Consider the following 22761-nt stretch of genomic DNA (forward strand, 5'->3'; position numbering starts at 1 on the left):
GCCCGGAGGAGAAATCGCGTGAATTTCGTGCTCGGCATCGATGGCGGCGGCACCAGCTGCAGGGCGGCCCTTGCGACAGCGGACGGCAGCGTCGTCGGCCGCGCCAGGAGTGGCGCGGCCAACATCCGCACCGACCTCACCGGCGCCAGGGCCAACATCGTCGACGCGGCAAGGCAGGCTTTTGCCGCCGCCGGCGAGGATCCGGAGCTGATCCCGCAAACGCCGGCCATTCTCGGCCTCGCCGGCGCCAATGTCGGCACCTACAGGCAGCAGCTCGAAGCGATCCTGCCGTTCAGCATCAGCCGCGTCGAGACAGACGCCGAGATCGCGCTCGAAGGCGCCGTCGGGTCCGGCGATGGCGCCATGGCCATCCTCGGCACCGGCACCGCCTATATGGCGCGCAAGGACGGCAGGTCGCGCGCCGTCGGTGGCTGGGGCTTCCAGGTCGGCGACCAGGGCAGCGGCGCCCGCATCGGCCGCGACCTGCTCGAACAGACGCTGCTCGCCTATGACGGCATCCGCCAGGGATCGCCGCTGACCGAGGCCATGCTCGCCATCTTCCGCAACAATCCCGAAGACGTGGTCGAGTTCACCACCAATGCCAAGCCGGGCGATTTCGGCGGCTTCGCGCCCAAGGTCTTCGACCATGCCGAAAAAGGCGACATCGTCGCCAACTGGATCCTTGACAAGGCGGTCGCCGATGTCGAGGCAGCGCTCGGTGTGCTCGATCTCTCGGGCAACGCTCCGCTTTGCCTGCTCGGCGGACTGGCGCCACTCTACGCGCCGCGCCTGTCAGTGCGCTACCAGGCGCTGCTGAAGCCGCCGCTCGACGATGCGCTGGGCGGCGCGGTGCAGATGGCTGTCCGCATTTTCGCCAAGACAGCGGAGGCGGCGCGATGAGCGAGGCCGCCGACCAGATCTTCGCCACGCTGAAGCAATCCTCGCAAAGCGGCGCGCCGCTCTATCTGCAGCTCAGGAAGAGCATCGAGGACGCCGTCAATCGCGGCCTGATCGGACCAGGCGATGCGCTGCCTTCCGAGCGCGACATCGCCACCAAGGCCGATATTTCGCGCGTCACCGTGCGCAAGGCGGTGCAGGACCTGGTCAAGGGCGGCATCCTCGTCCAGCGCCATGGCTCCGGCACCTTCGTGGCGCCGCGCATGGAGCGCGTCGAGCAATCGCTGTCGCGGCTGACATCCTTCACCGAGGACATGGCTCGTCGCGGCATGGTTGTCCGTTCGGCCTGGCTCGACCGCGGCCTCTATGCGCCCTCGCCCGACGAGATGATGGTGCTGGGCCTGTCGTCGAACGAACTGGTGGCGCGCGTGGCGCGCTTGCGCATCGCCAACGACACGCCGCTGGCCATTGAACGCGCCGCTTTGTCGGCAAGCGTGCTGCCCGATCCGGCGGGAATAGGCTCCTCCCTCTATGCGGCGCTGGAAATGACCGGCAACCGGCCGGTGCGGGCGGTGCAGCGCATCTCCGCCGCCAATCTCGGCGACGACGACGCGCGCCTGCTGGAAGTGCCGCCCGGCATTGCCGGCCTGCATATCGAACGCATTTCCTATCTGGCGAGCGGCAAGGTGATCGAGTTCACCCGCTCCATCTACAGGGGCGACGCCTATGATTTCGTCGCCGAACTCCGGCTGAGCGGGCCGGGAGAAGAGAGCAGGCCATGAGCGCAACCAAAACCCATATGCGGCGCGAGATCGAAGAGATCCCCGAGGCCACAGCCCGCCTGCTCGACGGTTCGGGCGCCGTGCTGACCGAGGCCGGGCGTGGCATTCGCGAGCGCGACCCGCATTTCATCGTTACCGTCGCACGCGGCTCATCCGACCATGCCGCCACCTTCATGAAATATGCCGTCGAGCTGACCGCCGGCCTTGCCGTCGCCTCGGTTGGCCCTTCCATCGCCTCGATCTATGGAGCGAAACTCAGGTTAGCCGGCTCAGCCTGCCTCGCGATCTCGCAGTCGGGCAAGAGCCCGGACATCGTGGCGATGGCGCAAGCGGCAAGAGACGGCGGCGCGCTGACCGTGGCCATCACCAACACCGCCGATTCGCCGCTGGCGCGAGCCTCGGATTACGCCATCGATATCCTGGCGGGGCCGGAGCGCAGCGTCGCGGCGACCAAGACCTTCGTCAATTCGGCGGTCGCCGGCCTCGCCTTGATGGCGCACAGTACCGGCGACGACAAGCTTCTCGCCGCACTTGCCCGCCTGCCTGAGCATTTCCGCAAGGCGATCGCCTGTGACTGGATGGCGCTGGCCGGTGCGTTGGAGACGCCAAGATCGCTCTTCATCCTCGGCCGCGGGCCCTCCACGGCGTTTGCCTATGAAGCGGCGCTGAAGTTCAAGGAGACCTGTGGCATGCATGCCGAGGCCTATAGTGCCGCCGAAGTCATGCATGGGCCGCTGGCGCTGGTCGGGCCGGGCTTTCCAGTGCTGGCGCTGGCCGCCCGCGACGCTTCGGAGCCGTCGGTCGCCGAGGCCGCCGACGCTTTGGCGGGCAAGGGCGCTGCCATCTTCGTCACCTCGGACAAGGCGAAGCGTGCCCTGCCCCTGCCGCATGTCGCCACCGGCCATCCACTGACCGACCCGCTGACACTGATCGTGTCCTTCTACGGCTTTGTCGAGGCCTTTGCCCGCCATCGCGGCCTTGACCCGGATATGCCACCCAATCTGCGCAAGGTAACAGAAACAGTATGAGCGACCGTTTTGCCCTGACTGGCGCCCGCATCTTCGACGGCGACGACTGGCACGAGGACGCCGCCCTGATCGTGCGCGACGGTCTGGTCGAAGCCATCTTTCCGGCCGGAGCCATTCCATCCGGTATTGCTCGCATCGAGACTAACGGTGGCATTCTGGCGCCAGGGTTCGTCGACCTGCAGGTCAATGGTGGCGGCGGCGTCATGGTCAACGATCATCCCGATGTCGCCACCCTAGAAACCATCTGCCGGGCGCACGCGCCCTTCGGCACGACAGCGCTGCTGCCGACGCTGATCACCGATACGCCCGACATCACCGCCGCGGCGGTTGCCGCAGGGGTCGAAGCGGCGCGGCGGAAAGTGCCGGGGTTTCTCGGCCTGCATCTCGAAGGACCGCATCTGTCGATCGCGCGCAAAGGCGCGCATGACCCGGCGCTGATCCGGCCGATGACGGATGCCGACCAGGCGGCGCTGATCGCCACGCGACGGAAGCTGCCGGTATTGCTTACGACGATCGCGCCCGAATCCGTCGAAGCCGCCCGCGTTTCAGCGCTGGCCGAGGCCGGCCTTGTCGTCAGCCTCGGCCATTCCGACACTTCCTATGCCACGGCGCGCGCCTTTGCCGAGGCCGGCGCCACGATGGCCACGCATCTGTTCAACGCCATGAGCCAGATCGGCAATCGCGAGCCGGGGCTGGCGGGGGCTGCCATCGATGTCGGCACATTTTATGCCGGCATCATCGCCGACGGCATCCATGTCGATCCCGCTACCATGGCGATCGCGTTGCGCGCCAAGAAGGGGCCGGGCAGGATTTTCCTCGTCACCGACGCCATGACGACGATCGGCACCGACATGACCTCGTTCACGCTGAACGGCCGCACCATCTACCGCAAGGACGGCAGCCTGCGGCTGGCCGACGGAACGCTTGCCGGCGCCGATCTCGACATGATCACCGCCGTGCGATACGTCCACCGCGCCGTCGGGCTGGAGCTTTCGGAAGCGTTGCGCATGGCTTCGCTCTATCCGGCCGAGGCGATCGGCCAGGCGCACCGGCTCGGGCGCTTCGCCAACGGCACCGCCGCCGACATCGTCGCGCTGTCGGACAATCTCGAGGTCAAAGGTGTCTGGATTGGCGGCGACAAGGTCTTTGAGGCGGATCCATCCGACTCAAAACCCACCTAAAGCACGTCGACTACCCGGTGACTCTTTTCCATGTACCGCGTAGCCTCTTCCAGTCCCTTGGGTGCTTGTTCGAATGGCTCGCACTCCTGAAAGCCGAACTTGCGGTAAAGGGTGATGGCATCCGTCATGAACGAAACTGTCACCAGCTTCACTTTTGCGACCCTTGACTGGTCGATAGCATCGAGCGCGGTTGCAAGGAGGCGGGCTCCCACGCCTTCTCCCCGTCCTTCCGGACGCACGAAGAGCTTGATGATCTCGGCAACATCTCCATCACTCACGTAACCGGCGCAACCCAAGCCGACAGAGCCAACCCTAGCCAGGTACATGCCTGTGTTCGGCGACGTACACTTTTCCAGCAGGCTCGCGGCATCATCGGAATAGTAGGCGGAAATCACGTCGCCCGACGGAAGACCGTGCGCATCGCATTGTGCGACGTCCCATCGGCCCATCTCCGCGATCAGCGCGTGGACTTCATGGAAGTCAGCAAGCGTCCGTGCCTTTGTGACGACAACCATCGCGCGCCAAAAGATATGAGGCTTAGAGACAAACCGGTGAGGCTTTCCCTACGATGGTCGGCACGCTAGCACCATCAAAAGCGCCTGTCTGCCTTACACCTCAAGCGGGTGGGCAACACGGGTCAGGGGATAAGCCGTTCGGCCTTTAGCTGCGCAAAGAGATCGAGGAAGGAGCGCTCGGTCGACTGATAGTCGGTGAAGCCGAGTTCGCGGCTCTTGGTCATGTCGGTCATCACCTCGATCGGGCGGCCAAGATCGAGATCGGTGTGCCAGGGCGAGGCCAGGCGGTCGAGGTCGGCCTCCTTGAGCTTGTACTTCGCCACCATGCCTTTCCAGATCGCCGGCGCGTCGGCCATTTCGGCTTCGAGCGGATGGACAGTACCGTCGAAGCCGGCCGGCTCGACGCCGAACCATGCCGCCAGGCGCGGCCACAGCCAGTTCCAGCGGAAGAAGTCGCCATTGACGACATTGAAGGCTTCGTTGCGCGCCGCCTCGGTGGTGCTCGCCCAGACCAGGTGCTTGGCCAGGATGCGGGCGTCGGTGACGTCGCACAGGCCGTTCCACTGCCCGGCCGCGCCGGGCCAGCGGAAGGGGCGGCCGGTTTCCTTGCAGATCGAGGCGTAGACGGCCAGCGTGCTGCCCATGTTCATCGCATTGCCGATGGCCTTGCCGATGACGGTGTGCGGGCGGTGGATCGACCAGGTGAAGCCGTCGCGCCTGGCGGCGGCATAGACCTCGTCTTCCTGGGCATAGTAAAAGTTCGGCAGGTCGAGCCTCGGCTGCTCCTCGCGCAGCGGCGTCACCGGCAGGAAACCGCCCGAGACATAGGCGTCGAACGGGCCGAGATAGTGCTTCAGGCCGGTGACCAGCGCCACATGGCGCACGGATTTCTTCGGCGACAGCGCATCCAGCACATTCCTGACCATGGTGCCGTTGACCTCGATATTCTCCGCCTCGGTCGAACGTCGCGACCATGTCGTGAAGAACACATGCGTCGGCGCGACATCCGCCAGCGCTGCCTTGACGCTGGCCGCGTTGAGCAGATCGGCGGCAACCGGCCGCATATCAGGCACGTCGCCACCCGGGTTGCGTGACAGGCCGTAAACCGTCCAGCCACGGCCGATCAGTTCGCGGACAAGATTGCCACCGGTGATGCCGCTCGCGCCAACCACCAATGCCGTATGATTTGCCATGCGTCGTCTCCTCCGAGGCCGGTCCGCGCGACGCGAGAACCGCCATTATGCTTGTTGCCAGCAGGATAGAACGTCGCGCCAAAGCGGCAACGGTCGTGTTGTTCAGAATGATAAAGTTTGGGGCGACCTCTGCTGCGAGGCGCCGGCGGAATGCTCGATTTGATAATTCTTCCTGTTGCATCCCAAAAAGCCAAACGGAAGATGCCCGACTGGAGGAACGGGTCGGCTTTGGACGATCCGGCAGGCAATGGCTTTTGCCCAACAGCATTGAGGAGGAAATAGCATGGCCAAGAAGGTGGAGCTGCTGGCGGCGTACTGGACCATTTCCGGCGACCGATACCCGATGGGCCCGAGCGAAGTCAGCCCCTTCTCCTTGCGCGAGCGGGCCGAGGCCGCTTCCGCCGCCGGCTATACCGGCATGGGCCTGGTCTATCAGGATATCATGGCGAATGCCGTGAAGATCGGCCTCAAGGGCATCAAGCAGATCTTCGACGACAACGGCATCGTCCATGTCGAGGTCGAATTCCTCGGCGACTGGTTCGAAACCGGCGAGAAGAAGGCCGCCTCCGACAGGGTCAAGCACGACCTGCTCGAGGCGGCGGCCGTGCTTGGCGCGCGCGACCTGAAGATCGCGCCGAAAATGTATGCCGAGACGATCGACATTCCGCACTATGCGGCGGCCTTTGCCGAGGTCTGCGAGGACGCCAGGGCGGCCAACACCAATGTCGCCATCGAGATGCTGCCCTTTACCAACATACGCGACCTGAAGACGGCGCGCGAAGTGGTGCGGCAGGCGGGCCAGGACAATGGCGGGCTGTGCATCGACATCTGGCACGTGGCGCGCGGCGGCATGGACTATGACGAGCTTCGCGAACTGCCAGCCAGCTATTTCAAATCGGTCGAGCTCAACGACGCCAAGGCGGAGGTCGACGGCACGCTGTGGGAAGACACGCTCCATCATCGCCTGCTGTGCGGCGAAGGCGCGCTCGACCCTCGCGCCTTCATCAGGGCGGTCCAGGCGACCGGCTTCGACGATTTCTTCTCGGTCGAGGTGCTCAGCGAGACCCACCGGTTGCTGCCGCTCAAAGAGCAGGCGAAGCGCTCCTACGACACGACGATGGCGATGTTCGAACCGGCTGAAAAAGTCGCCGGCTGATAAATCAAAAAACGATCGGGAGAGAGAAAATGCAGACCAATCTCGCTGGAAAAACGGTGCTGATCACCGGTGCGGCGCTCGGCATCGGCCGCGCCACCGCGCTCGCCTTCGCCAGGGAAGGCGCAGAGGTGGCGCTGATCGACATCGACCGCGCCGGGGTCGATGCGGTGATCGCCGACATCAAGGCGCTCGGCGCCAAGGCCAGCGCCGGCATAGGCGACCTCAGCACCGGCGACGGCGTCACCAGTGCGATGGGCGAGGCGCTAAAGCCGTTCGGCGGCTCGCTCGACGTTCTCGTCAACAATGTCGGTTCGGGCGCCGTGCGAACCTTCGACCAGCTCACCGACGAGGAATGGGACAAGACCTTCCAGCTCAACTTCATGAGCTATGTCAGGGCGACGCGCGTGGCGCTGCCGATCCTGCGGCAGAAGGGCGGCGTCATCATCAACAACGCCTCCGATCTCGCCCGCCAGCCGGAGCCGGTACCGGTCGACTACAGTGCGTCCAAATCCGCCGTGCTGGCGCTGACCAAAGGCCTGGCGCGAGCCGAAGCGCCGAAGATCCGCGTCAATGCGGTTGCGCCAGGGCCGATCTGGACGCCGTTCTGGTCGAAGCCGGGCGGCTTCGCCGAAACAATGGGCAAGTTCCACAATATGCCGCCGAAGCAGGCCGTGGAACACGAGATGAGCTTGCGGCAACTGCCGCTCGGGCGTCTCGGCGAGCCGGAAGAGGTCGCCAATGTCGTGGTCTTCCTGGCCTCCGACCTAGCTTCCTTCGTCACCTCCGCCGTCTGGGGTGTCGACGGCGGCTCGATCCGCAGCATCATCTGATCCGCCGCCACGGCGCTTCCAGATTTGCGCATGATCCTTCGGCTTCCGGGATCATGCGCAACGGCTGAGCCGGCGCGCGCTTTGCCGGCTTATGAAGGCCCGCTAAGCGCCCGACCCCCCATTCTATCAAAATGATATTCTTGCGTGTTGAAACGCTGGGGACGCCAGCGAACACTGTCCTGACATTGGCGCCGAGGGAAGAGGTCGGCGCCGACGATTGGGAGGAATGAAAATGCAAAGGGTGTTCAAGACGAAACCGCGCCGCTCTGGCGTGGCTGCAATGATCGTTTCAGGCGCCGCTATCACTCTTGCGGCGATGCTGATGCCGGCCAATGCCGAAAGCATCAAGCTCGGCTATTCCGCACCGTTCCTGACCGATCCGTTCCAGGCGATCATGGCCAACCAGACGCTGAAGGCGGTCAAGGATGCCGGGATGGAGGCGATGCCTGCAACCAACGCCAATGGCGATGCCGGCAAGCAGGCCACCGACATCCGCAACCTGATCTCGGCCGGCGCCAAGGTGCTGATCGTCAATCCGACCGACAGCCAGGCCATCGTGCCGGTGCTGGAATTCGCGGCGTCGAAGAACGTTCCGACGGTGCTGATCGACATTGCGCCTGCCAAGGGCAAGTCGGCGATGATCGTGCGCGCCGACAACAAGGGTATCGGTGGCAAGGCCTGCGAGGCGCTTGGTGCGGCCATCGGCGGCAAGGGCAAGGTGCTTTCGCTTATGGGCGACCAGGCGACCACCAACGGCCGAGATCGCACGACCGGCTTCAACGAATGCATGAAGGCGAAATACCCCGATGTGACCATCATCGAGCAGCCGACATACTGGAAGACCGACAAGGCGACGTCGGCGGCGCAGACCGTGGTCACCACGACGCCCGATCTCGTCGCGATCTACATGCAGAGCGACTCGGTGATGCTCGCCGGCGTGCTCAATGTCTTGAAGAGCGCCGGCAAGCTGACGAAGGTCGGCGAGCCGAACCACATCTTCCTGGCAACCGTCGACGGCACGCCCTACGCGCTGGAGAAGATCCGCGAGGACCTGCTCGACGTGGCGGTCGCGCAGCCGCTCGACCTCTATGCCAAATATGGCGCCTTCTATGCCAAGGCGGCTGCGGAGGGAAAGACCTTCGCCGCCGGCCCAACGGACCATAACAGCGAGATCGTGCCGGTCGGCGACAATCTGATGGACTATCTGCCGGCGACCGTCGTCACCAAGGCCAATGCCAGCGATCCGTCGCTGTGGGGCAACCAGACGGAAAAATGATTTGCAATGCGCGGACATAGCGTGGAGCGAAAGTCCGCGCAGCGATCGTTTCTGACTGACCCAGGAATGCCCGGAACCGACCGATGAGCGCCGTCGAAACCTATGCAGCCGAAGCGCACGGCATCAACAAGCGCTTCGGTCCGATAGAAGTGCTGCACGATGTCGGGATTTCGATCCCGGTCGGCGACGCGCGCGCCTTGGTCGGCCGCAACGGCGCCGGCAAATCGACGCTGGTCGGGCTGCTGACCGGCCTCTATGGCGCCAATGCCGGTGAAATCCGGCTCGGCGGCAAACCTGCGCCTGGGCTCGGCGACCGGCAGGGTTGGCGCGAGCGGGTGGCGTGCGTCTACCAGCGCTGGATGGTCATTCCGCACCTCACGGTGGCGGAAAACCTTTTCCTGAACAACCAGCCGCGCAACGGTCTGGGGTTGCTCGACTGGCGCCGGCTGCGCGAGGAATCCATCGCCGTGCTCGACGATTGGGGCCTCGACGTCGCGCCCGATCTCGATGCCTGGCGGCTGACCGTCGAACAGCGCCAGATCGTCGAAATCGCGCGCGCGCTGTTGCAGGGAAGTCGTTTCATCATCCTTGATGAGCCGACCGCCGAGCTAGAGCGGCGCGAGGTCAATCGCCTGTTCGAACGCATCCGCGGACTGCAGGAGCAAGGCGTCACCTTCCTCTACATCTCGCACCACCTGGAGGAGATCTACGAGATCTGCCGCACGGTGACGGTGATGCGCGACGGCCGGGTCGTTGCCGACGCCAAGCTGGACGACCTGCCCAAGAACCGGCTGGTCGCCGCCATGGTCGGCGATTTCGCGGCATCGGGCGCAGGCCGAAACGGCAGTGGTGCAGCCAACAAGGCGCAGATGGCGCCCGGCCTCGACATCGGCGGACTCACGATGAAGGATAGCCTTGAGGACATCAACCTCAGCGTCCGTTGCGGCGAATGCGTCGGACTGGCAGGGCTCGCCGGTTCGGGCAAGGACAAGATCGCCGAGGCCGTCGCCGGCCTGCTCGCTCCGGATGCCGGCACGATCGCCATCCATGGCAGAAAGACGCCGCTCGGCGATGTCGGGGCAATGCGCGCGGCCGGCGTCGGCTATGTCGCGCGCGACCGGCATGTCAGCGGCCTGTTCCCGCTGATGTCGATCGGCGACAATCTGACGACGACCGTGCTGCCGAAGCTCGGGCCGTTCGGTTTCGTCTCGACCAGCCGGCAGTCCGACATGGTCGACCGGCAGATCGCCGAACTCGGCATCGTCGCGACCTCCGGCTCGCAGCCGATCGGTGAGCTCTCCGGCGGCAACCAGCAGAAGGCCATGGTCGGCCGCGCGCTCGCCTCGGACCCGAAGGTGCTGGTGCTGGCGGCGCCGACGCAAGGCGTCGACATCGCCTCGAAGGACGCGCTCTACCGCATCATCAACGCCGCCAGGGATCGCGGCATGGCGGTTCTCGTCGTGTCGGACGACCTCGACGAACTGGCGATCTGCGACCGGGTCGAAGTGATCTTCCGCGGGCGGCTGACGCGCAGCTTCGCCAGGGGATGGAATGACCAGGACGTCGTCGCGGCAATCGAAGGACTGTACTGAGATGACGAACGCTTCCCTCGAAAAGGCCGCCATCGTTCGCCCGAGCCAGAGCCTGTTTGCCCGCTTCAGGCTGCGCGAACTGGTGCTGATCCCGGTCATCGCCGTTGTCATCGTGATCGGCAGCTTTGTCAGTTCATCCTTCCTCATGCCGGAGAACCTGCTCAACATCCTGCAGCAATCCTCCGAACTGTCGATCCTGGTGATCGCGCAGTCGCTGATCCTGATCTGCGGGAAATTCGACCTCTCGCTGGAATCGACCGTCGGCATCGCGCCGATGTTCGCCGCCTGGCTGATGATCTCCGACGTTTCGATCGGCGGCTCCGGCATCGGCATCAGCGGCTATGCCGGCATTGCTGTCGTGCTCGCCACCGGCCTGCTGATCGGGCTGATCAACGGGCTGCTGGTGGTCAAGCTCCGGCTCAATGCCTTCATCACGACGTTGGCGATGCTGATCCTGCTGCGCGGTATCACGCTTGGCATCACCAACGGCCAGACGCTGTTCGACCTGCCTGAGGAATTCCTCTATCTCGGCAATGCGAAATGGCTTGAAATCCCCGCCTCGATCTGGATCGCCGGGCTGCTGTTCCTCTTCTTCGGAATGATGATGCGCTATCATCGCATCGGCCGCGCCGTCTATGCCATCGGCGGCAATCCGGAAGCGGCGCGCGTCGCCGGCATTCCGGTCGAGCGCATCACGCTCGGCGTCTTCATCATGGGAAGCCTGCTCGCCTCGCTTGCCGGTCTGCTGCTGACCGGCCGTATCGCCTCGGTGGTGTCGAGCCAGGGGCAGAACATGATCTTCTACGTCTTTGCCGCATCGGTGATCGGCGGCATCAGCCTCAATGGCGGCCAGGGCCGGATCATCGGCGCGCTGACCGGCGTGCTCCTGCTCGGCCTGCTGCAGAATGTGCTGACGCTCTCGCAAGTGGCGGCCTTCTGGATCGACGCCTGCTACGGCGCCATCATCCTGCTCGCGCTCGTCATCACCCGGCTCAGCGGCGAGACGCCGCGCGCCTGACACCTCGGTGTTCGCCTGCCGGCACGGCAGACGGCGCCGTCGGCGACACCGTCTTTCAACAAGGAACAGTTTCGATGACCTCCAGACCCACCCTCGCCATCACTCTGCCGCAGACGGTCGTCGTCACCGGCGCGGCATCAGGGCTCGGCTATGAACTTTGCCGATTGCTGCTCGACGCCGGCGTCGCCACGATCGGGGTCGACCGGGCGGCGGCTGTCGCCGACCTTGCCGGCGAGGCCGACTACAGGCATGTGGCGGGCAGTGTTTCCGACGAGGCGACCTGGCAAGCAGTGGAGGCGGAGCTCGAGAAATCCGGCACCACATCGCTCGGCCTTGTCACGGCCGCTGCGATCCTCGATGTCGGCACCATCATCGAGACGAGCAAGGAGATGCTGGCGCGCACGCTGGACGTCAATGTCGTCGGCACGGCGATGGCGATCAAGGCGCTGCTGCCGCGCATGATCGAGAATGACGGCGGGCCGATCGTCGTCGTCGGCAGCGTCTCGGCGACCTTTGCCGAACAGCAACTCGCCGCCTATTCGGCCTCCAAGGCCGCCGCCCGGGCACTCGCCCGCACCGTCGCCATGGACCACGCCCGCCAGGGGATCCGTGTCAATGTGCTCAGCCCCGGCCCGATGATGGCCGGCCTGTTCAAGCGCCATCTGGAATCGGCCGCCGACAGCCAGAAATTCCTGGCGACGCGCGCCAACCGCCAGCCTGGTGGCAGCATCCTCGACCCGAAGCAGATCGCGCTGTCGGTCGCCTATCTCTTGTCCGACCAGTCAGGCGCCTTCATCGGCGCCGATCTGATGGCCGATGGCGGCCTGTCGACCAGCTTCGATTTCCGGACTGGGGCGGAAGGGGCATCGATCGATTGATGATTGTCTGGCTTCAAGCAGGATCTTTCCCTATGCCGGCCAATTCCGCCATCTCCTTGACCAGCACGAACAGGTCGCGTTCGCCATGGCCGTGCAGGTAGGCGCTTTCGAATTGCTGGCGGATCTGCGCGGCGAGCGGTTGCGGCGCGTGGTTCCCTCGACCGACATCGAGCAGGATGTCGAGGTCCTTCATCATCTGTGACACCGCGAAGGCCGGCTCGTATTTGCCTTCGACGATCATGGCGCGCTTGTACTGGATGAGCGGCGAGGCGACTGCGCTGTCGCAGAAGACCTCCATCGCCGCTTCGAGCTCGATGCCGCCCTTGCCGCTGAAGGCGAGCGACTCGGCCAGGAGGGCTGCCGTCGCGCCGACCATGGCGTTGACGGCGAGCTTCATGTAACGCGACTGCTCGCCGTCGCCGAGATAGAACTGCTTGCGCGTGTAGGCCTCAAGCAGCGGCTGCAGGCGCTCGAAATCGGCGCGCGGTCCCGAGACCATCGTCGTCAGCGTGCCGGCCGCGGCAAGCGCGGTGGAGCCGGAGATCGGCGCGCGCAGATAGGAGGCGTTGCGGGCTTCCAGCCGCTTTGCCACCAGGTTCGACGCCGATGGCGAAACGGTGCTGGTGTCGATCCAGCTCTGTCCCGCGCGCAGCTGCGCCGCCAGCGCGTCGTCGCCGACGGCGATTTCGAGCAGCGCCGCGTCGTCGGAAATCGCGGTGAAGACGATATCCGCATTCTCGGCAAGTGCACTCATCGTCGATACCGGCTGATAGCGATTATCCGTGGCGCGCTTGCGGCCGGCATCGTTGCGGGCATAGGCGGTAATCGTATGGCCCGCCTCGTGCAGGCGCTGCGACATGGGCAGGCCCATCTTGCCAAGGCCGATCCACCCGATTCTCATGGCTGTTCCTCGCTATTTTTCGCCCCGCCGTGCCGTCTTCGTGTGCCGGCTCTAATTCCTTCCACCGGGCGAAGACTGGCGCAAGCGGCTGCCGCGCTCGCGGGCCTTGAACGTGCGCTGGCTGACACGGTCGAGAAGGTCGATCATCTCGCGCAATTCCTCGCCGGCGATGCCCTGGGTGATGAAGACGATGCGCGTGCGCCTGTCGTCGTCGGGCCATTTTTCGAGCCAGGTCATGGTGTGCAGCAGATGCTGGGCGCCCTGGATGACCGCCGGCTGTCCCGGCTCCTCGGCGATGTTGACCAGCCCCTTCACGCGCAGCAGGCTCGGTCCGAGATTCTGGCTGATGCCGTCGAGCAGGAACTGGAGCTCGTCGCGCGACAAGGGATTTTCGCGCAGCAGAACGAAGCTCTCTATGCCCTTGCCGCGCAGATGATAGTGCGGCTCGTGGTGATCGTGATCGCCGGCGTGGTCGTGATCATGATGCGCATGATCATGTCCATCGTGATCGTGCTTGTCGTGATCGTGCTCGTGGTCGGCGAGCCGCAGCCATGGCCTCGGGTCGGCCTTGGCGTCGGCGGCATCGAAGCCGGGAGCGGTCAGCATCGCGGCGATCGGTCCCGGCGTCCAGTCGACGATGCCAATCTCGGCGCCGGGATTGAGGTCGGCGATGTCGCGGCGCACCAGGGCCTCGGCGTTGGCCCGCTTGGCGAGGTCGAGCTTGGTCAGCAGGATCTGGTCGGCGAAGGCGACCTGGCGCAGCGCTTCATCGTGCCGCTCGGACGTGTCGCGCCAGTTGACGGCATCGACCAGCGTGACGACGGAGGCGACGCGGTAGAGCCCGTCGAGCGTCGGCTCCGACAGGAACGCCTGCAGCACGGCACCCGGCTCGGCGAGGCCCGAACTCTCGATGACGACATTCTCGAAAGGTGGGATACGACCGGCCTCGCGGTCGTGGAACAGCGAGTTGAGCGTACCAACCAGATCGCTGCGCACCGTACAGCAGAGGCAGCCATTCTCCAGCACGACGACGGAATCGCTGCTCGAGGCGAAGAGCTGGTGATCGAGGCCGACCTCGCCGAACTCGTTGACCACCACCACCGTGCGCGCCATCTGCGGCGCCCGCAGGGCGGCATTGATCAGCGTCGTCTTGCCGCTGCCGAGAAAGCCGGTGACGAGCGTGACCGGAATGCGGCCCGAGCCGCGCGCGGCGGGAGTTTTCGGCTCGGTCCTCATCTCACGCCCCAATCGTTACCTCAAAACACTTCGCAGCCGGGCAGGCCGCAGGAAATCAGCCGGTCGGACGGGAAGTTGGTGATGATCTCGCAGCCGTCCTTGGTGACGACCACCTCTTCCTCGATCCGGGCAGCGCCGGTGCCGTCCTCGGCACCCTTCCACGTCTCCAGCGCGAAGACCATGCCTTCGCGCAGCGGCGTGTTCTGGCCACGGAAACGCTTGGAGAAGATCGGTCGTTCCCACAGCGACAGGCCGACCCCGTGGCCATATTGCAATAGGAAGGCTTCCGCCTCGTCACGATAGCCGAAATCCTGTGCATCGGGCCAGACCGCCGCGACCTCGTCAGGCGTGATGCCCGGACGGATCATGTCTATCGAGGCGCTGAGCCATTTGGATGCCGCCTCGTAGGCGTCGACTTGGTGCTTGTTCGGCTCGCCGCAGATGAAGGTGCGATAGTAGCAGGTGCGATAGCCATTGTAGGAATGCATGATGTCCAGGAAGATCATGTCGCCGGGCTGGATCATGCGGTCGGAGAAGGTGTGCGAATGCGGCCGCCCGCGCGAGCCGGAAACCGAGTTCACGCATTCGACCCGTTCCGATCCCATGCGGAACAGCCGGTCGTTGGCGATGGCGACGAGCTCGTTCTCCCTGGTGCCGGGACGAATGGCGCGGGCGATATCGACATAGGTCGCGTCGACCATCGATGCCGCCACCTTGAGCAGTTCGATCTCGTCGCCGGTCTTGATCTCGCGGGCGTCGAGCAGGGCCTGCTGGCCGTCGACCACCTCGATGCCTTCGGCTTCGAGCGCCCGCAGCATGCCGAGCTCCATCAGGTCGATGCCGAGCGGCTCCTTCTCGATGCCGTAATGGACCAGCGCTTTCTTGATCTGCCTGGCGAAGTCACGCTGCACATTCATATGCGGCGGGATGGCGCCCTGCATGGTGGTAACGGGCGCCGCGACATTGTCGGCGATCCAGGGCGAGGAGATACGCTTGGCCGGCGGCGCCGGATCCCACAGGAAGGGCGAACCCTCCACCGGACAAAGCGCGTAGCGGATGAACTTGTCGCGCGCCCACTCGCCGATATGGGTGGCGGTGACGTAGCGGATATTGTCGAAGTTGAAGCACAGCACGGCGCCAAGGCCGGCATGGCGTATCGCGCGCTGGGCGCGGGCAAGGCGCTCTTTCGAAAGCCGGCTGTAATCGACGCCCTGCTCCCAATCCTTCGCCATCTGGCCCCATGCGGCCGTGGAATAGGGACTGTTGTATTTCATTGATCATGCTCCTCCGCCATCACCTCGGATGGGTCTCGTTATCCAAATTCCGCGCCCCAATCGCGCTCTTCGAGCACGGCCTTCAGCCGCGACAGGAAAGCCGCCGAATAGGCGCCGTCGAAGGCACGGTGGTCGAAACTCTGGCCGACCATGCCGGTCAGCCTGGGCGCGACGAACGCCCCTTGCGGCGTCTCCACCACACTCGCGCGCAGGCGGATTGCATCGGTCGACAATATGGCGACCTGCGGTGCATTGATGATCGCCGCCGTGAAGGCCGTACCGAACGCGCCATTGTTCGAGATCGAATAGGTGCCGCCGGAAAAATCGTCGGCGGTCAGCTTGCCGGTGCGCGCCTTGTCGACCTGGCGGCCGATGGCACGCGCCAGACCGAGCAGCGTCAAGTCGTCGGCGTTGCGGACCACCGGCACGACCAGCCCGTTGTGCGAGAGGTCGACGGCAATGCCGAGATTGATCTCCGATGCCAGCACCAGCGTGCCGCCGTCGAACTGGGCGTTGACCTCGGGAAAATCGCGCAGCGCCAGGCAGGTGGCGCGGGCGATGAAGGGCAGATAGGTCAGAGACAGGCCGAAATCGCTCTTGAACTTTTCCTTGCGCTTCGAACGCACCGCTTCAACGCCGGTGAAATCGACTTCGATCGCCTGGAAGACATGCGGGATGGTGCGCCAGTTCTCGGCCAGCCGCTCGCCGGTGCGCTTGCGGATGGTGTTCAGTGTCACAACGCTGCCCGGCATTGCCGGTCTGGCGGCTTGAGGCGCTGCCGGCGATGGGGCAGCCGAGCCTTGCAGCTGGGATCGTGGCGCGGCAAGCGCGGCGCGGACATCCTTCTCGCCGATCTTGGTGGCGCCGGAAGCGACAACGCTGCGGGCGATCGCCTCGGTGTCGAGGCCGTTCTGCGCGATCAGCCGGCGTGCCAGCGGCGTCACCCTGATGCCGGACGGACCCTTCGCCGGCCCGAAGGATTCGACCGGCGTCGACACTTCTTCAAACGGCGAGCGGAGCTTGGCAGGCGCGGACCCATTGACCGAGGCAGTCTGTGCTGAAGCAGGTGCAGCCGCGGGAGCACTGGCAGGCGCCGGTTTCGCGGATTCCAATTGGGCGGGCGCGGATGCCGCGGCAGGTGTCGCCGCGCCGCCGATGACGGCGACCACGGCGCCGACCTTGGCGATTTCGCCCGATTTCACCCTGATCTCGCCGAGCCGCCCGGCAACGGTCGACTGGACCTCCATCGTCACCTTGTCGGTCTCGATCTCGAAGAGGTTGTCGCCCTCCTTGACCTCGTCGCCCTCCTGCTTGAACCAGGCGAGGATCTTGCCTTCGGCGACTGTCTCGCCGAGCTGGGGCATGAGGACGTCCGCGCTCATCGCACCGATCCGTTCATGACCCGGCTAATCTTCTCGACGATGCGCGGCGCATTGGGCAGCGCCAGGTCCTCGAGATGATCGGCGGCCGGCAGCGGGATATGCGGCGTGGTGATGCGCACGATCGGGCCGTCCAGATCCCAGAACGCCTCGTCGGCGACGATCGAGGCGATCTCGGCGCCCCAGCCGCACAGGCGCGGATTCTCCTCGACGGTGAACAGGTGCCCGGTCCTGGCGACCGAATTCAGGATGGTGTTGGTGTCGAGCGGCACCAGCGAGCGCACGTCGATGACCTCGCAGTCGATGCCGTGCTCGGCGGCCAGCGTCTCGGCCGCGGCCAGCGCGCGCGGCACCATCAGCGCCAGCGCCAGGATGGTGGCGTCCTTGCCGGGACGCAGGATCCTGGCGGTGCCGAGCGTGTCGAGGATCTCGCCGTCGGGCACCTCGCCCTTCACGGCGTAGAGCGACTTGTGCTCGTGGAAGATGACCGGATTGTCGTCGCGAACCGCCGCGGCCATCAAGCCGATGACGTCGATGGGCGAGGACGGCGCCACGACCTTGAGGCCGGGGATCATCATCGTCCAGTTCTCGATCGATTGCGAATGCTGGGCGCCGAAGCGCGCGCCGCCGCCATTGCCGGTGCGCACCACCAGCGGGCAGCCGAGCTGGCCGTTGGTCATGTAGCGCAGCTTGGGGAACTCGTTGGCGATGTAGTCGAAGCAGACCGCGGCGAAGTCGGCGAACATGATCTCGGCGATCGGCCGCAAGCCGGTCATCGCCGCGCCCATCGCGGCACCGAGGATCGCCTGTTCGGAGATCGGCGTGTCGCGCACCCTGAGCGGCCCGAACTTCTCATAAAGCCCGACCGTCGACTTGAACACGCCACCGGCCTTGGCGACGTCCTCGCCGAGTAAGACGACGTTGTTGTCGCGCTCCATCTCCTGGGCAATGCCGCGGGCCACCGCGTCGCGATAGGTCAATTCCGCCATGACCAACCTCCGTCGGCATAAACATCGGTGGTGAGCAGTTCGACAGGCGCCGGCGGCGAGGCCTTGCAGACCTCGGTGGCGGCATCGACCTTGCGCTTGCTCTCGGCGTCGATCGCGGCGACCTGCGCGTCGGAGATGCCGAATTCCTTCAGGCGCTCGCGGTAGATCTTGATCGGGTCGCGCTCGAGCCATTTCTCGAGCTCGCCCTCCGGACGATACTTGGCCGGGTCGGCGCGCGAATGGCCGGAATGCCGGTAGGTCATGCATTCAATCAGCGAGGGGCCGTCGCCCTTGCGCGCCTTGGCGAAGGCGGTCTGCGCGGTGCGGTAGACGATATCGGCATCGTTGCCGTCGATGACGATCCGCTCCAGACCGTAAGCCGAGGCCCTGTCGGCAGCCGGATGCTCGACCGCCGTCACGTCGGCGATCGGCGTGTATTCCATGTAGAGGTTGTTCTCGCAGATGAAGACGACCGGCAGCTTCCAGATGGCGGCGAAGTTCAGCGCCTCGTGGAAGGCGCCGATATTGGTCGTGCCGTCGCCGAAGAAGCAGACGGAAACGTCCGTCTGGCCGAGATATTGCGCCCGCCAGGCCGATCCGCAGGCGATCGGCAGATGCGCGCCGATGATGGCATAGGAACCCATGACGCCATGTTCGACGGAGGTGAGGTGCATCGAGCCGCCCTTGCCGCGCATCAAGCCATTGTCGCGCAGCATCAGCTCGCCAAGCACCTTCTCCATCGGCACGCCACGCGCCAGCGTGTGCGCGTGGCCGCGATAGGTGCAGAAGGATTTATCGCCCGGCTGCATCGCCACCGCGACGCCAGCCGCAATCCCTTCCTGACCAAGCGAGAGATGGCTCGTGCCCTTGATCAGGTTCTGGAAAAAGAGGTCGTTGGCTCTCTTTTCGCAGTCGCGGATCTCGACCTGGAGCCGATAGAGCTCGAGACGGATATCGGGGCCGATATCGTCGTTTGGCAGGCCCGCGGCGCGGGACCCTTTCTGTTTCTCTCGCATGTTATGGTTCCACCCTAGATGCCAGACCATGCCAAAATCGTTCGGACCGGGCATGGGGCATTATTCTCATATTGAACAATCTCTTGGTTACACCTGGCTTGAATGCATGCCCGTCTCCGGGCCCGCATTCAGCCCCAAAGGATTCTCATTTTGAGAAAATGCGTGTGGGCAGTGTCGGGCCGCGGTGCTAGCATCTGGACTGGGAGGAGCAGGCGTCGGCCTCCGGCATCGGCCGGGTGATCCGTCGCAACAATTGCTCCATGAGAACGATATTGGAACTGCCCGGCGCCGTGGAAAGCGCCTTGCGCGGCTTTGCCCGGCGAGGATTTCCTGGGTGCCAGGGCCATTGTTGACGTGCCGGCGTTTCGGCGCATTGCGAAAGGGAAACGAGCCGCGAAAAAGCGCGATGCGAATGCGGGTTCAGGCCGTTTGACGGTACGCTCGCGCCGCGCATCGCTTTTGCCGATGGGAGGATCCGGTGTTAGGTTTGGTGGAAGAGCTGCACGAAGGGCCGGTAACCGATCGAATGACCGATTACGAGTTGCTTCGCATCATCAATTTCCTCGAGCGCATCCGCGTGCCCTATGATGAGAAGCTGAACGCCGCGATCCCCGATCCGGTGTGGAACATCGTCCTCTATCTCATGAAGAGCCATCTGCGCGGCGACACCGTCACTATGTCGTCGCTGGCGTCGGTTTCCCAGATCCCGTTTCCGAGCGCCATGCGGCGCATCCACAAGCTGATCGACGACGGCGATGTCGAACAGCTGAGCCGCAGCGTGACGGGAAAGTCGTATTTCCTGGTTCCCAGCAGAAAGCTCAAGTCCAACTTCGTCGCCTACGCCATCCGGGTGAAGGCGCTGCTCGCCGAGACCTTCGGGCTCGGCGGCGGCAGCGCCAATGCGGAGGAGTATTATTTCGGCGGCTCCTATCTAGCCGACCAGATCATTCCGCCGCTCAAGCTGATGGAGAACCGCCAGGCGCCGAGCCAGGACCTGCGTTTCTTGCTGCATGACGACAACTACTTCTCGTCGATGCGCAACATGTGGTCGGACTTCCGCAGCAAATTGTCCTCGCGGCGCAATTTCCGCCTGCTGGCTTTGCCGGAGCTGCACAAGGAGATCTTCAAGAATGCGCGCCGCCCGGCCAGTGAATACGATGTCATGGCCGTCAACATCCCGTGGCTGGGCGAGGTCGTCAAACACGGGCTGGTGCAGCCGCTGAACAGTTTCCTGGTCGACAGTGGCATCAATTCGCTCGACTTCCATCCCAACATCTGGGCGACCGGAAACTGGGACACGGTGCAGTATGGCGTGCCGATCTACTGCACCATCGAGACGCTGGCGGTGCGCAAGGACCTGTTCGAGGGCCACGATTTGCACATGCCGACGAGCTTCGAGAAGGTTCTGGACGCGGCGCGCCAGCTACACAATCCCAAGCGCGGCATGCACGGCATCGTCTGGAACGCGGCGCGCGGCATGCCGATCGCCCATTCCTTCATGTTTTTCATGGGCGCCTGCGGCACGCCTGTCATCAACGTGCCGATGGCGCGCGTCGCCTTCGACTACAGCCACATGGCCGGCGAGATGTACCGGCCCCGCGTCAACACCGAGCAAGGCCTGAAGACGCTCGACTACATGCGCCGCCTGCTGGCCTTCTCGCCGCCGGACATACTGGTCATGGACTGGAACCGGGCGCTCGACTGCTTCATGCTCGGCCAGTCGGCGATGATCTATTGCTGGACGATGCGGGCCTCGCGTTTCGAGTACGACATCCGCTCGGTGGTCAAGCGCAAGGTCGAATACCTGCCGCATCCGCATGGGCCGGGCGGAGCCGTCGTCGGTCCGGTCGGCGGCTTCCTGCTGACCATCCCCGCCGGCCTGCCGCCGGAACGCACCAAGCTTGCCTTCGAGGCGATATCCTGGATGGCGTCGCCCGCCGCGATGAAGGAGCATGTCAAGAACGGCATACCGGTGGCGCCCCGCTTCAGCGTCACCGCCGATCCAGAGGCGGCAGCGACGACGCCGATCGTGCGCATGGTCGACAGGCTGGCCAAGCAGAACAAGCTGCATGGCTGGCACCGGCCGCCGATCCCCGAATATACGCTCATCGAGAAGATCATCGGGGACGAGATCTTCGCCGCGCTCAATGGCGAACTCACCGATCGCGAGGCGCTCGAACGCTGCCAGAACGGCATCGACAAAGTGATGCGGGCGGCGGGCCACTATTGAGCGCCGGCGTCGGGACCGGGTGCCGAGCGCTCCGGTCAAAGTCTCAAAATGATAAATTTTGCAGTTTGATCCGAACATCAGAACTGCAACTCTCCTGTTAGACGCTAGGGAGGGCGTCTCCAGTCAAATCGACCGGACCAAGCAACAGGAACGCCCCGGAACCATGCGCCGGGCGCGACGGGGTCGGCTGCGCCGCAGCCCCGGCTGAAACGCAGGTGGAGGAACTTCTAAATGAGCAACATCTCAAGACGCTTTGCCATGCTTTTGGTGGGCGCTGCCGGTCTGGCCGCCTTGGCTGCCCCCGTTCTGGCGCAGGACGCGAAATTCTACAACGGCGCTCCGCGAACCTATCTCTACAATCCGGACACCGACGTCTGCTTCAAGGACACATCGCAGTACAAGAAGGAAGGCCCCTATACGATCGGCTTCTCCAACGCGGGCCTCGGCGATTCCTGGCGCGTCGTGATGCTGCATTCCATGGAGGCCTCCGCCGCCAAGCACAAGGACCAGATCAAGAAGCTGATCATAACCGATGCCGGCCATGACGACGCCAAGCAGGTCGCCGACATCCAGGATTTGATCTCGCGCGGCGTCGATCTCCTGATCGTCAGCGCCAACACGCAGCAGGCGCTCGATCCGGCCGTGTCGCAGGCGATGGCGGCAGGGATTCCGGTGGTGATGGTCGACCGCCGCATCGCCTCGGATAATTTCGTCACCTTCGTGACGGCGTCCGACGCCATGATGGGCCGCCTGTTCGCGCAATGGATCGTCGAGAAGCTCGGCGGCAAGGGCAATGTCATCATGCTGGCGGGCCAGGCAGGATCGAGCCCGTCCGAAAACCGCGAGAAGCCGGCGCGCGAGGTCTTCGCGCAGTATCCCGGCATCAAGGTGCTCGAAACCGTCTATTCCGACTGGTCGCCGGTCAAGGGCAAGCAGGTGATGCAGGCGATGATCGCCAAATACGGCAAGGAGATCAACGCGGTCTGGTCGGCGCATGGCTTGCAGACGCCGGGTTCGATCGAGGCCTTCATCGAAGCCGGCTACAAGGATGGCGAGATCCCGCCGCACACCACGGCTGATGTGAACGGCCCGTTGCAGATGGCGATCGAGCACAAGGTGCCGATGCTCGAAGTCGGCTATCCGCCGGCGATGGGTGGCATCTCGGTCGATGTCGCGCTGCAGGTGCTGGCCGGTGCGCCGGTGCCTTGCATCTATACGATCAACTCGCAGATCGCGGTCTCGGAAGGCGACAATACACCGTCGATCGAGACGCCGCTGCGGCTGACCGACCTGGTGGTGCCGAAAGGTGCGCCCGACATGCTGATCACCGGCGGCATGGGACCGGACTACGATCCCAAGACCTTCAAGGTCGACTACCCGCAATAGTCTT

General features: G+C 64.6%; 20 protein-coding genes. 12 read left to right on the forward strand and 8 right to left on the reverse strand.

The features are described from left to right. Positions 1-18: 18 nt before the first annotated feature. Genes AC0L2H_RS06290 through nagA form a run of 4 tightly spaced genes read left to right on the forward strand, consistent with a single transcriptional unit; the run spans position 19 to position 3888 of the window. Positions 19-900, forward strand: coding sequence for a glucosamine kinase nucleotide-binding domain-containing protein (locus AC0L2H_RS06290; RefSeq protein WP_473589387.1), 882 nt, complete (start codon positions 19-21; stop codon positions 898-900). After that, positions 897-1679 carry a GntR family transcriptional regulator gene (locus AC0L2H_RS06295; protein WP_473589388.1) on the forward strand — a complete coding sequence of 261 codons (783 nt, stop codon included), beginning with the start codon at positions 897-899 and terminating at the stop codon, positions 1677-1679. Before AC0L2H_RS06290 ends, AC0L2H_RS06295 begins: the two co-directional genes overlap by 4 nt. Beyond that, entirely contained in the window at positions 1676-2707 is a 1032-nt protein-coding gene (locus AC0L2H_RS06300) for an SIS domain-containing protein (protein WP_473589389.1), read from the forward strand. The genes AC0L2H_RS06295 and AC0L2H_RS06300 overlap by 4 nt, the downstream gene beginning before the upstream one ends. Continuing rightward, complete coding sequence (nagA, locus tag AC0L2H_RS06305; RefSeq protein ID WP_473589390.1) at positions 2704-3888, forward strand: N-acetylglucosamine-6-phosphate deacetylase; 1185 nt, start codon at positions 2704-2706, stop codon at positions 3886-3888. The genes AC0L2H_RS06300 and nagA overlap by 4 nt, the downstream gene beginning before the upstream one ends. Here nagA and AC0L2H_RS06310 read toward each other — a convergent pair. Both AC0L2H_RS06310 and AC0L2H_RS06315 read right to left on the reverse strand, forming a co-directional pair. Next, entirely contained in the window at positions 3885-4403 is a 519-nt protein-coding gene (locus tag AC0L2H_RS06310) for a GNAT family N-acetyltransferase (protein WP_473589391.1), read from the reverse strand. The genes nagA and AC0L2H_RS06310 overlap by 4 nt on opposite strands. Before the next feature lie 122 nt (positions 4404-4525). Next, on the reverse strand, positions 4526-5596 hold the full coding sequence (locus tag AC0L2H_RS06315; protein WP_473589392.1) for an SDR family oxidoreductase: 1071 nt from the start codon (positions 5594-5596) through the stop codon (positions 4526-4528). A 283-nt stretch (positions 5597-5879) separates the two neighbouring features. On the opposite strand from AC0L2H_RS06315, the gene AC0L2H_RS06320 reads away from it, so the two are divergent. The 6 genes from AC0L2H_RS06320 (at position 5880) to AC0L2H_RS06345 (ending at position 12346) form a co-directional block, all read left to right on the forward strand. Continuing rightward, entirely contained in the window at positions 5880-6752 is an 873-nt protein-coding gene (locus AC0L2H_RS06320) for a sugar phosphate isomerase/epimerase family protein (RefSeq protein ID WP_473589393.1), read from the forward strand. A gap of 29 nt (positions 6753-6781) precedes the next feature. Continuing rightward, the gene (locus AC0L2H_RS06325) at positions 6782-7582 is read left to right on the forward strand and encodes an SDR family NAD(P)-dependent oxidoreductase (protein ID WP_473589394.1); all 801 of its coding nucleotides are present in this window, start codon (positions 6782-6784) and stop codon (positions 7580-7582) included. A 232-nt stretch (positions 7583-7814) separates the two neighbouring features. Further along, positions 7815-8858, forward strand: coding sequence for a sugar ABC transporter substrate-binding protein (locus AC0L2H_RS06330; RefSeq protein WP_473589395.1), 1044 nt, complete (start codon positions 7815-7817; stop codon positions 8856-8858). A gap of 83 nt (positions 8859-8941) precedes the next feature. Beyond that, complete coding sequence (locus tag AC0L2H_RS06335) at positions 8942-10450, forward strand: sugar ABC transporter ATP-binding protein (protein ID WP_473589396.1); 1509 nt, start codon at positions 8942-8944, stop codon at positions 10448-10450. 1 nt (position 10451) lies between these two features. Beyond that, the gene (locus tag AC0L2H_RS06340; protein WP_473589397.1) at positions 10452-11468 is read left to right on the forward strand and encodes an ABC transporter permease; all 1017 of its coding nucleotides are present in this window, start codon (positions 10452-10454) and stop codon (positions 11466-11468) included. A gap of 74 nt (positions 11469-11542) precedes the next feature. Further along, positions 11543-12346 carry an SDR family NAD(P)-dependent oxidoreductase gene (locus AC0L2H_RS06345; protein ID WP_473589398.1) on the forward strand — a complete coding sequence of 268 codons (804 nt, stop codon included), beginning with the start codon at positions 11543-11545 and terminating at the stop codon, positions 12344-12346. A 13-nt stretch (positions 12347-12359) separates the two neighbouring features. On the opposite strand, the gene AC0L2H_RS06350 is transcribed toward AC0L2H_RS06345, so the two are convergent. From AC0L2H_RS06350 to AC0L2H_RS06375, 6 genes are read right to left on the reverse strand one after another with little or no spacing between them, the layout of a single operon-like run. After that, entirely contained in the window at positions 12360-13247 is an 888-nt protein-coding gene (locus AC0L2H_RS06350; protein WP_473589399.1) for an NAD(P)-dependent oxidoreductase, read from the reverse strand. 51 nt (positions 13248-13298) lie between these two features. Beyond that, positions 13299-14483, reverse strand: a complete 1185-nt coding sequence (locus AC0L2H_RS06355; protein ID WP_473589400.1) for a CobW family GTP-binding protein — start codon at positions 14481-14483, stop codon at positions 13299-13301. Positions 14484-14503: 20 nt separating this feature from the next. After that, positions 14504-15757: a M24 family metallopeptidase gene (locus tag AC0L2H_RS06360; protein WP_097574640.1), complete on the reverse strand. Its 1254-nt coding sequence runs from the start codon at positions 15755-15757 to the stop codon at positions 14504-14506. A 38-nt stretch (positions 15758-15795) separates the two neighbouring features. After that, positions 15796-17139, reverse strand: coding sequence for a dihydrolipoamide acetyltransferase family protein (locus AC0L2H_RS06365; protein WP_473589401.1), 1344 nt, complete (start codon positions 17137-17139; stop codon positions 15796-15798). Further along, entirely contained in the window at positions 17136-18125 is a 990-nt protein-coding gene (locus AC0L2H_RS06370; RefSeq protein ID WP_473589402.1) for an alpha-ketoacid dehydrogenase subunit beta, read from the reverse strand. The genes AC0L2H_RS06365 and AC0L2H_RS06370 overlap by 4 nt, the downstream gene beginning before the upstream one ends. Continuing rightward, complete coding sequence (locus AC0L2H_RS06375) at positions 18113-19141, reverse strand: thiamine pyrophosphate-dependent dehydrogenase E1 component subunit alpha (protein WP_473589403.1); 1029 nt, start codon at positions 19139-19141, stop codon at positions 18113-18115. Before AC0L2H_RS06375 ends, AC0L2H_RS06370 begins: the two co-directional genes overlap by 13 nt. 478 nt (positions 19142-19619) lie before the next feature. Here AC0L2H_RS06375 and AC0L2H_RS06380 point away from each other — a divergent pair, with 478 nt between their 5' ends. Beyond that, positions 19620-21371 carry an extracellular solute-binding protein gene (locus AC0L2H_RS06380; RefSeq protein ID WP_473589404.1) on the forward strand — a complete coding sequence of 584 codons (1752 nt, stop codon included), beginning with the start codon at positions 19620-19622 and terminating at the stop codon, positions 21369-21371. Positions 21372-21602: 231 nt separating this feature from the next. Further along, positions 21603-22757, forward strand: a complete 1155-nt coding sequence (locus AC0L2H_RS06385; RefSeq protein WP_097574645.1) for an ABC transporter substrate-binding protein — start codon at positions 21603-21605, stop codon at positions 22755-22757. The last annotated feature ends 4 nt before the right edge of the window (positions 22758-22761 follow it).

It is taken from the genome of Mesorhizobium sp. WSM4871, from assembly GCF_055811295.1.

What these genes read in the sequence shown, in the direction of transcription:
- AC0L2H_RS06295 (WP_473589388.1), top strand. Translation starts at nt 897, where the DNA reads ATGAGCGAGGCCGCCGACCAGATCTTCGCCACGCTGAAGCAATCCTCG.
- AC0L2H_RS06300 (WP_473589389.1), top strand. Translation starts at nt 1,676, where the DNA reads ATGAGCGCAACCAAAACCCATATGCGGCGCGAGATCGAAGAGATCCCC.
- nagA (WP_473589390.1), top strand. Translation starts at nt 2,704, where the DNA reads ATGAGCGACCGTTTTGCCCTGACTGGCGCCCGCATCTTCGACGGCGAC.
- AC0L2H_RS06310 (WP_473589391.1), bottom strand. Translation starts at nt 4,403, where the DNA reads ATGGTTGTCGTCACAAAGGCACGGACGCTTGCTGACTTCCATGAAGTC.
- AC0L2H_RS06315 (WP_473589392.1), bottom strand. Translation starts at nt 5,596, where the DNA reads ATGGCAAATCATACGGCATTGGTGGTTGGCGCGAGCGGCATCACCGGT.
- AC0L2H_RS06320 (WP_473589393.1), top strand. Translation starts at nt 5,880, where the DNA reads ATGGCCAAGAAGGTGGAGCTGCTGGCGGCGTACTGGACCATTTCCGGC.
- AC0L2H_RS06325 (WP_473589394.1), top strand. Translation starts at nt 6,782, where the DNA reads ATGCAGACCAATCTCGCTGGAAAAACGGTGCTGATCACCGGTGCGGCG.
- AC0L2H_RS06330 (WP_473589395.1), top strand. Translation starts at nt 7,815, where the DNA reads ATGCAAAGGGTGTTCAAGACGAAACCGCGCCGCTCTGGCGTGGCTGCA.
- AC0L2H_RS06335 (WP_473589396.1), top strand. Translation starts at nt 8,942, where the DNA reads ATGAGCGCCGTCGAAACCTATGCAGCCGAAGCGCACGGCATCAACAAG.
- AC0L2H_RS06340 (WP_473589397.1), top strand. Translation starts at nt 10,452, where the DNA reads ATGACGAACGCTTCCCTCGAAAAGGCCGCCATCGTTCGCCCGAGCCAG.
- AC0L2H_RS06345 (WP_473589398.1), top strand. Translation starts at nt 11,543, where the DNA reads ATGACCTCCAGACCCACCCTCGCCATCACTCTGCCGCAGACGGTCGTC.
- AC0L2H_RS06350 (WP_473589399.1), bottom strand. Translation starts at nt 13,247, where the DNA reads ATGAGAATCGGGTGGATCGGCCTTGGCAAGATGGGCCTGCCCATGTCG.
- AC0L2H_RS06355 (WP_473589400.1), bottom strand. Translation starts at nt 14,483, where the DNA reads ATGAGGACCGAGCCGAAAACTCCCGCCGCGCGCGGCTCGGGCCGCATT.
- AC0L2H_RS06360 (WP_097574640.1), bottom strand. Translation starts at nt 15,757, where the DNA reads ATGAAATACAACAGTCCCTATTCCACGGCCGCATGGGGCCAGATGGCG.
- AC0L2H_RS06365 (WP_473589401.1), bottom strand. Translation starts at nt 17,139, where the DNA reads ATGAGCGCGGACGTCCTCATGCCCCAGCTCGGCGAGACAGTCGCCGAA.
- AC0L2H_RS06370 (WP_473589402.1), bottom strand. Translation starts at nt 18,125, where the DNA reads ATGGCGGAATTGACCTATCGCGACGCGGTGGCCCGCGGCATTGCCCAG.
- AC0L2H_RS06375 (WP_473589403.1), bottom strand. Translation starts at nt 19,141, where the DNA reads ATGCGAGAGAAACAGAAAGGGTCCCGCGCCGCGGGCCTGCCAAACGAC.
- AC0L2H_RS06385 (WP_097574645.1), top strand. Translation starts at nt 21,603, where the DNA reads ATGAGCAACATCTCAAGACGCTTTGCCATGCTTTTGGTGGGCGCTGCC.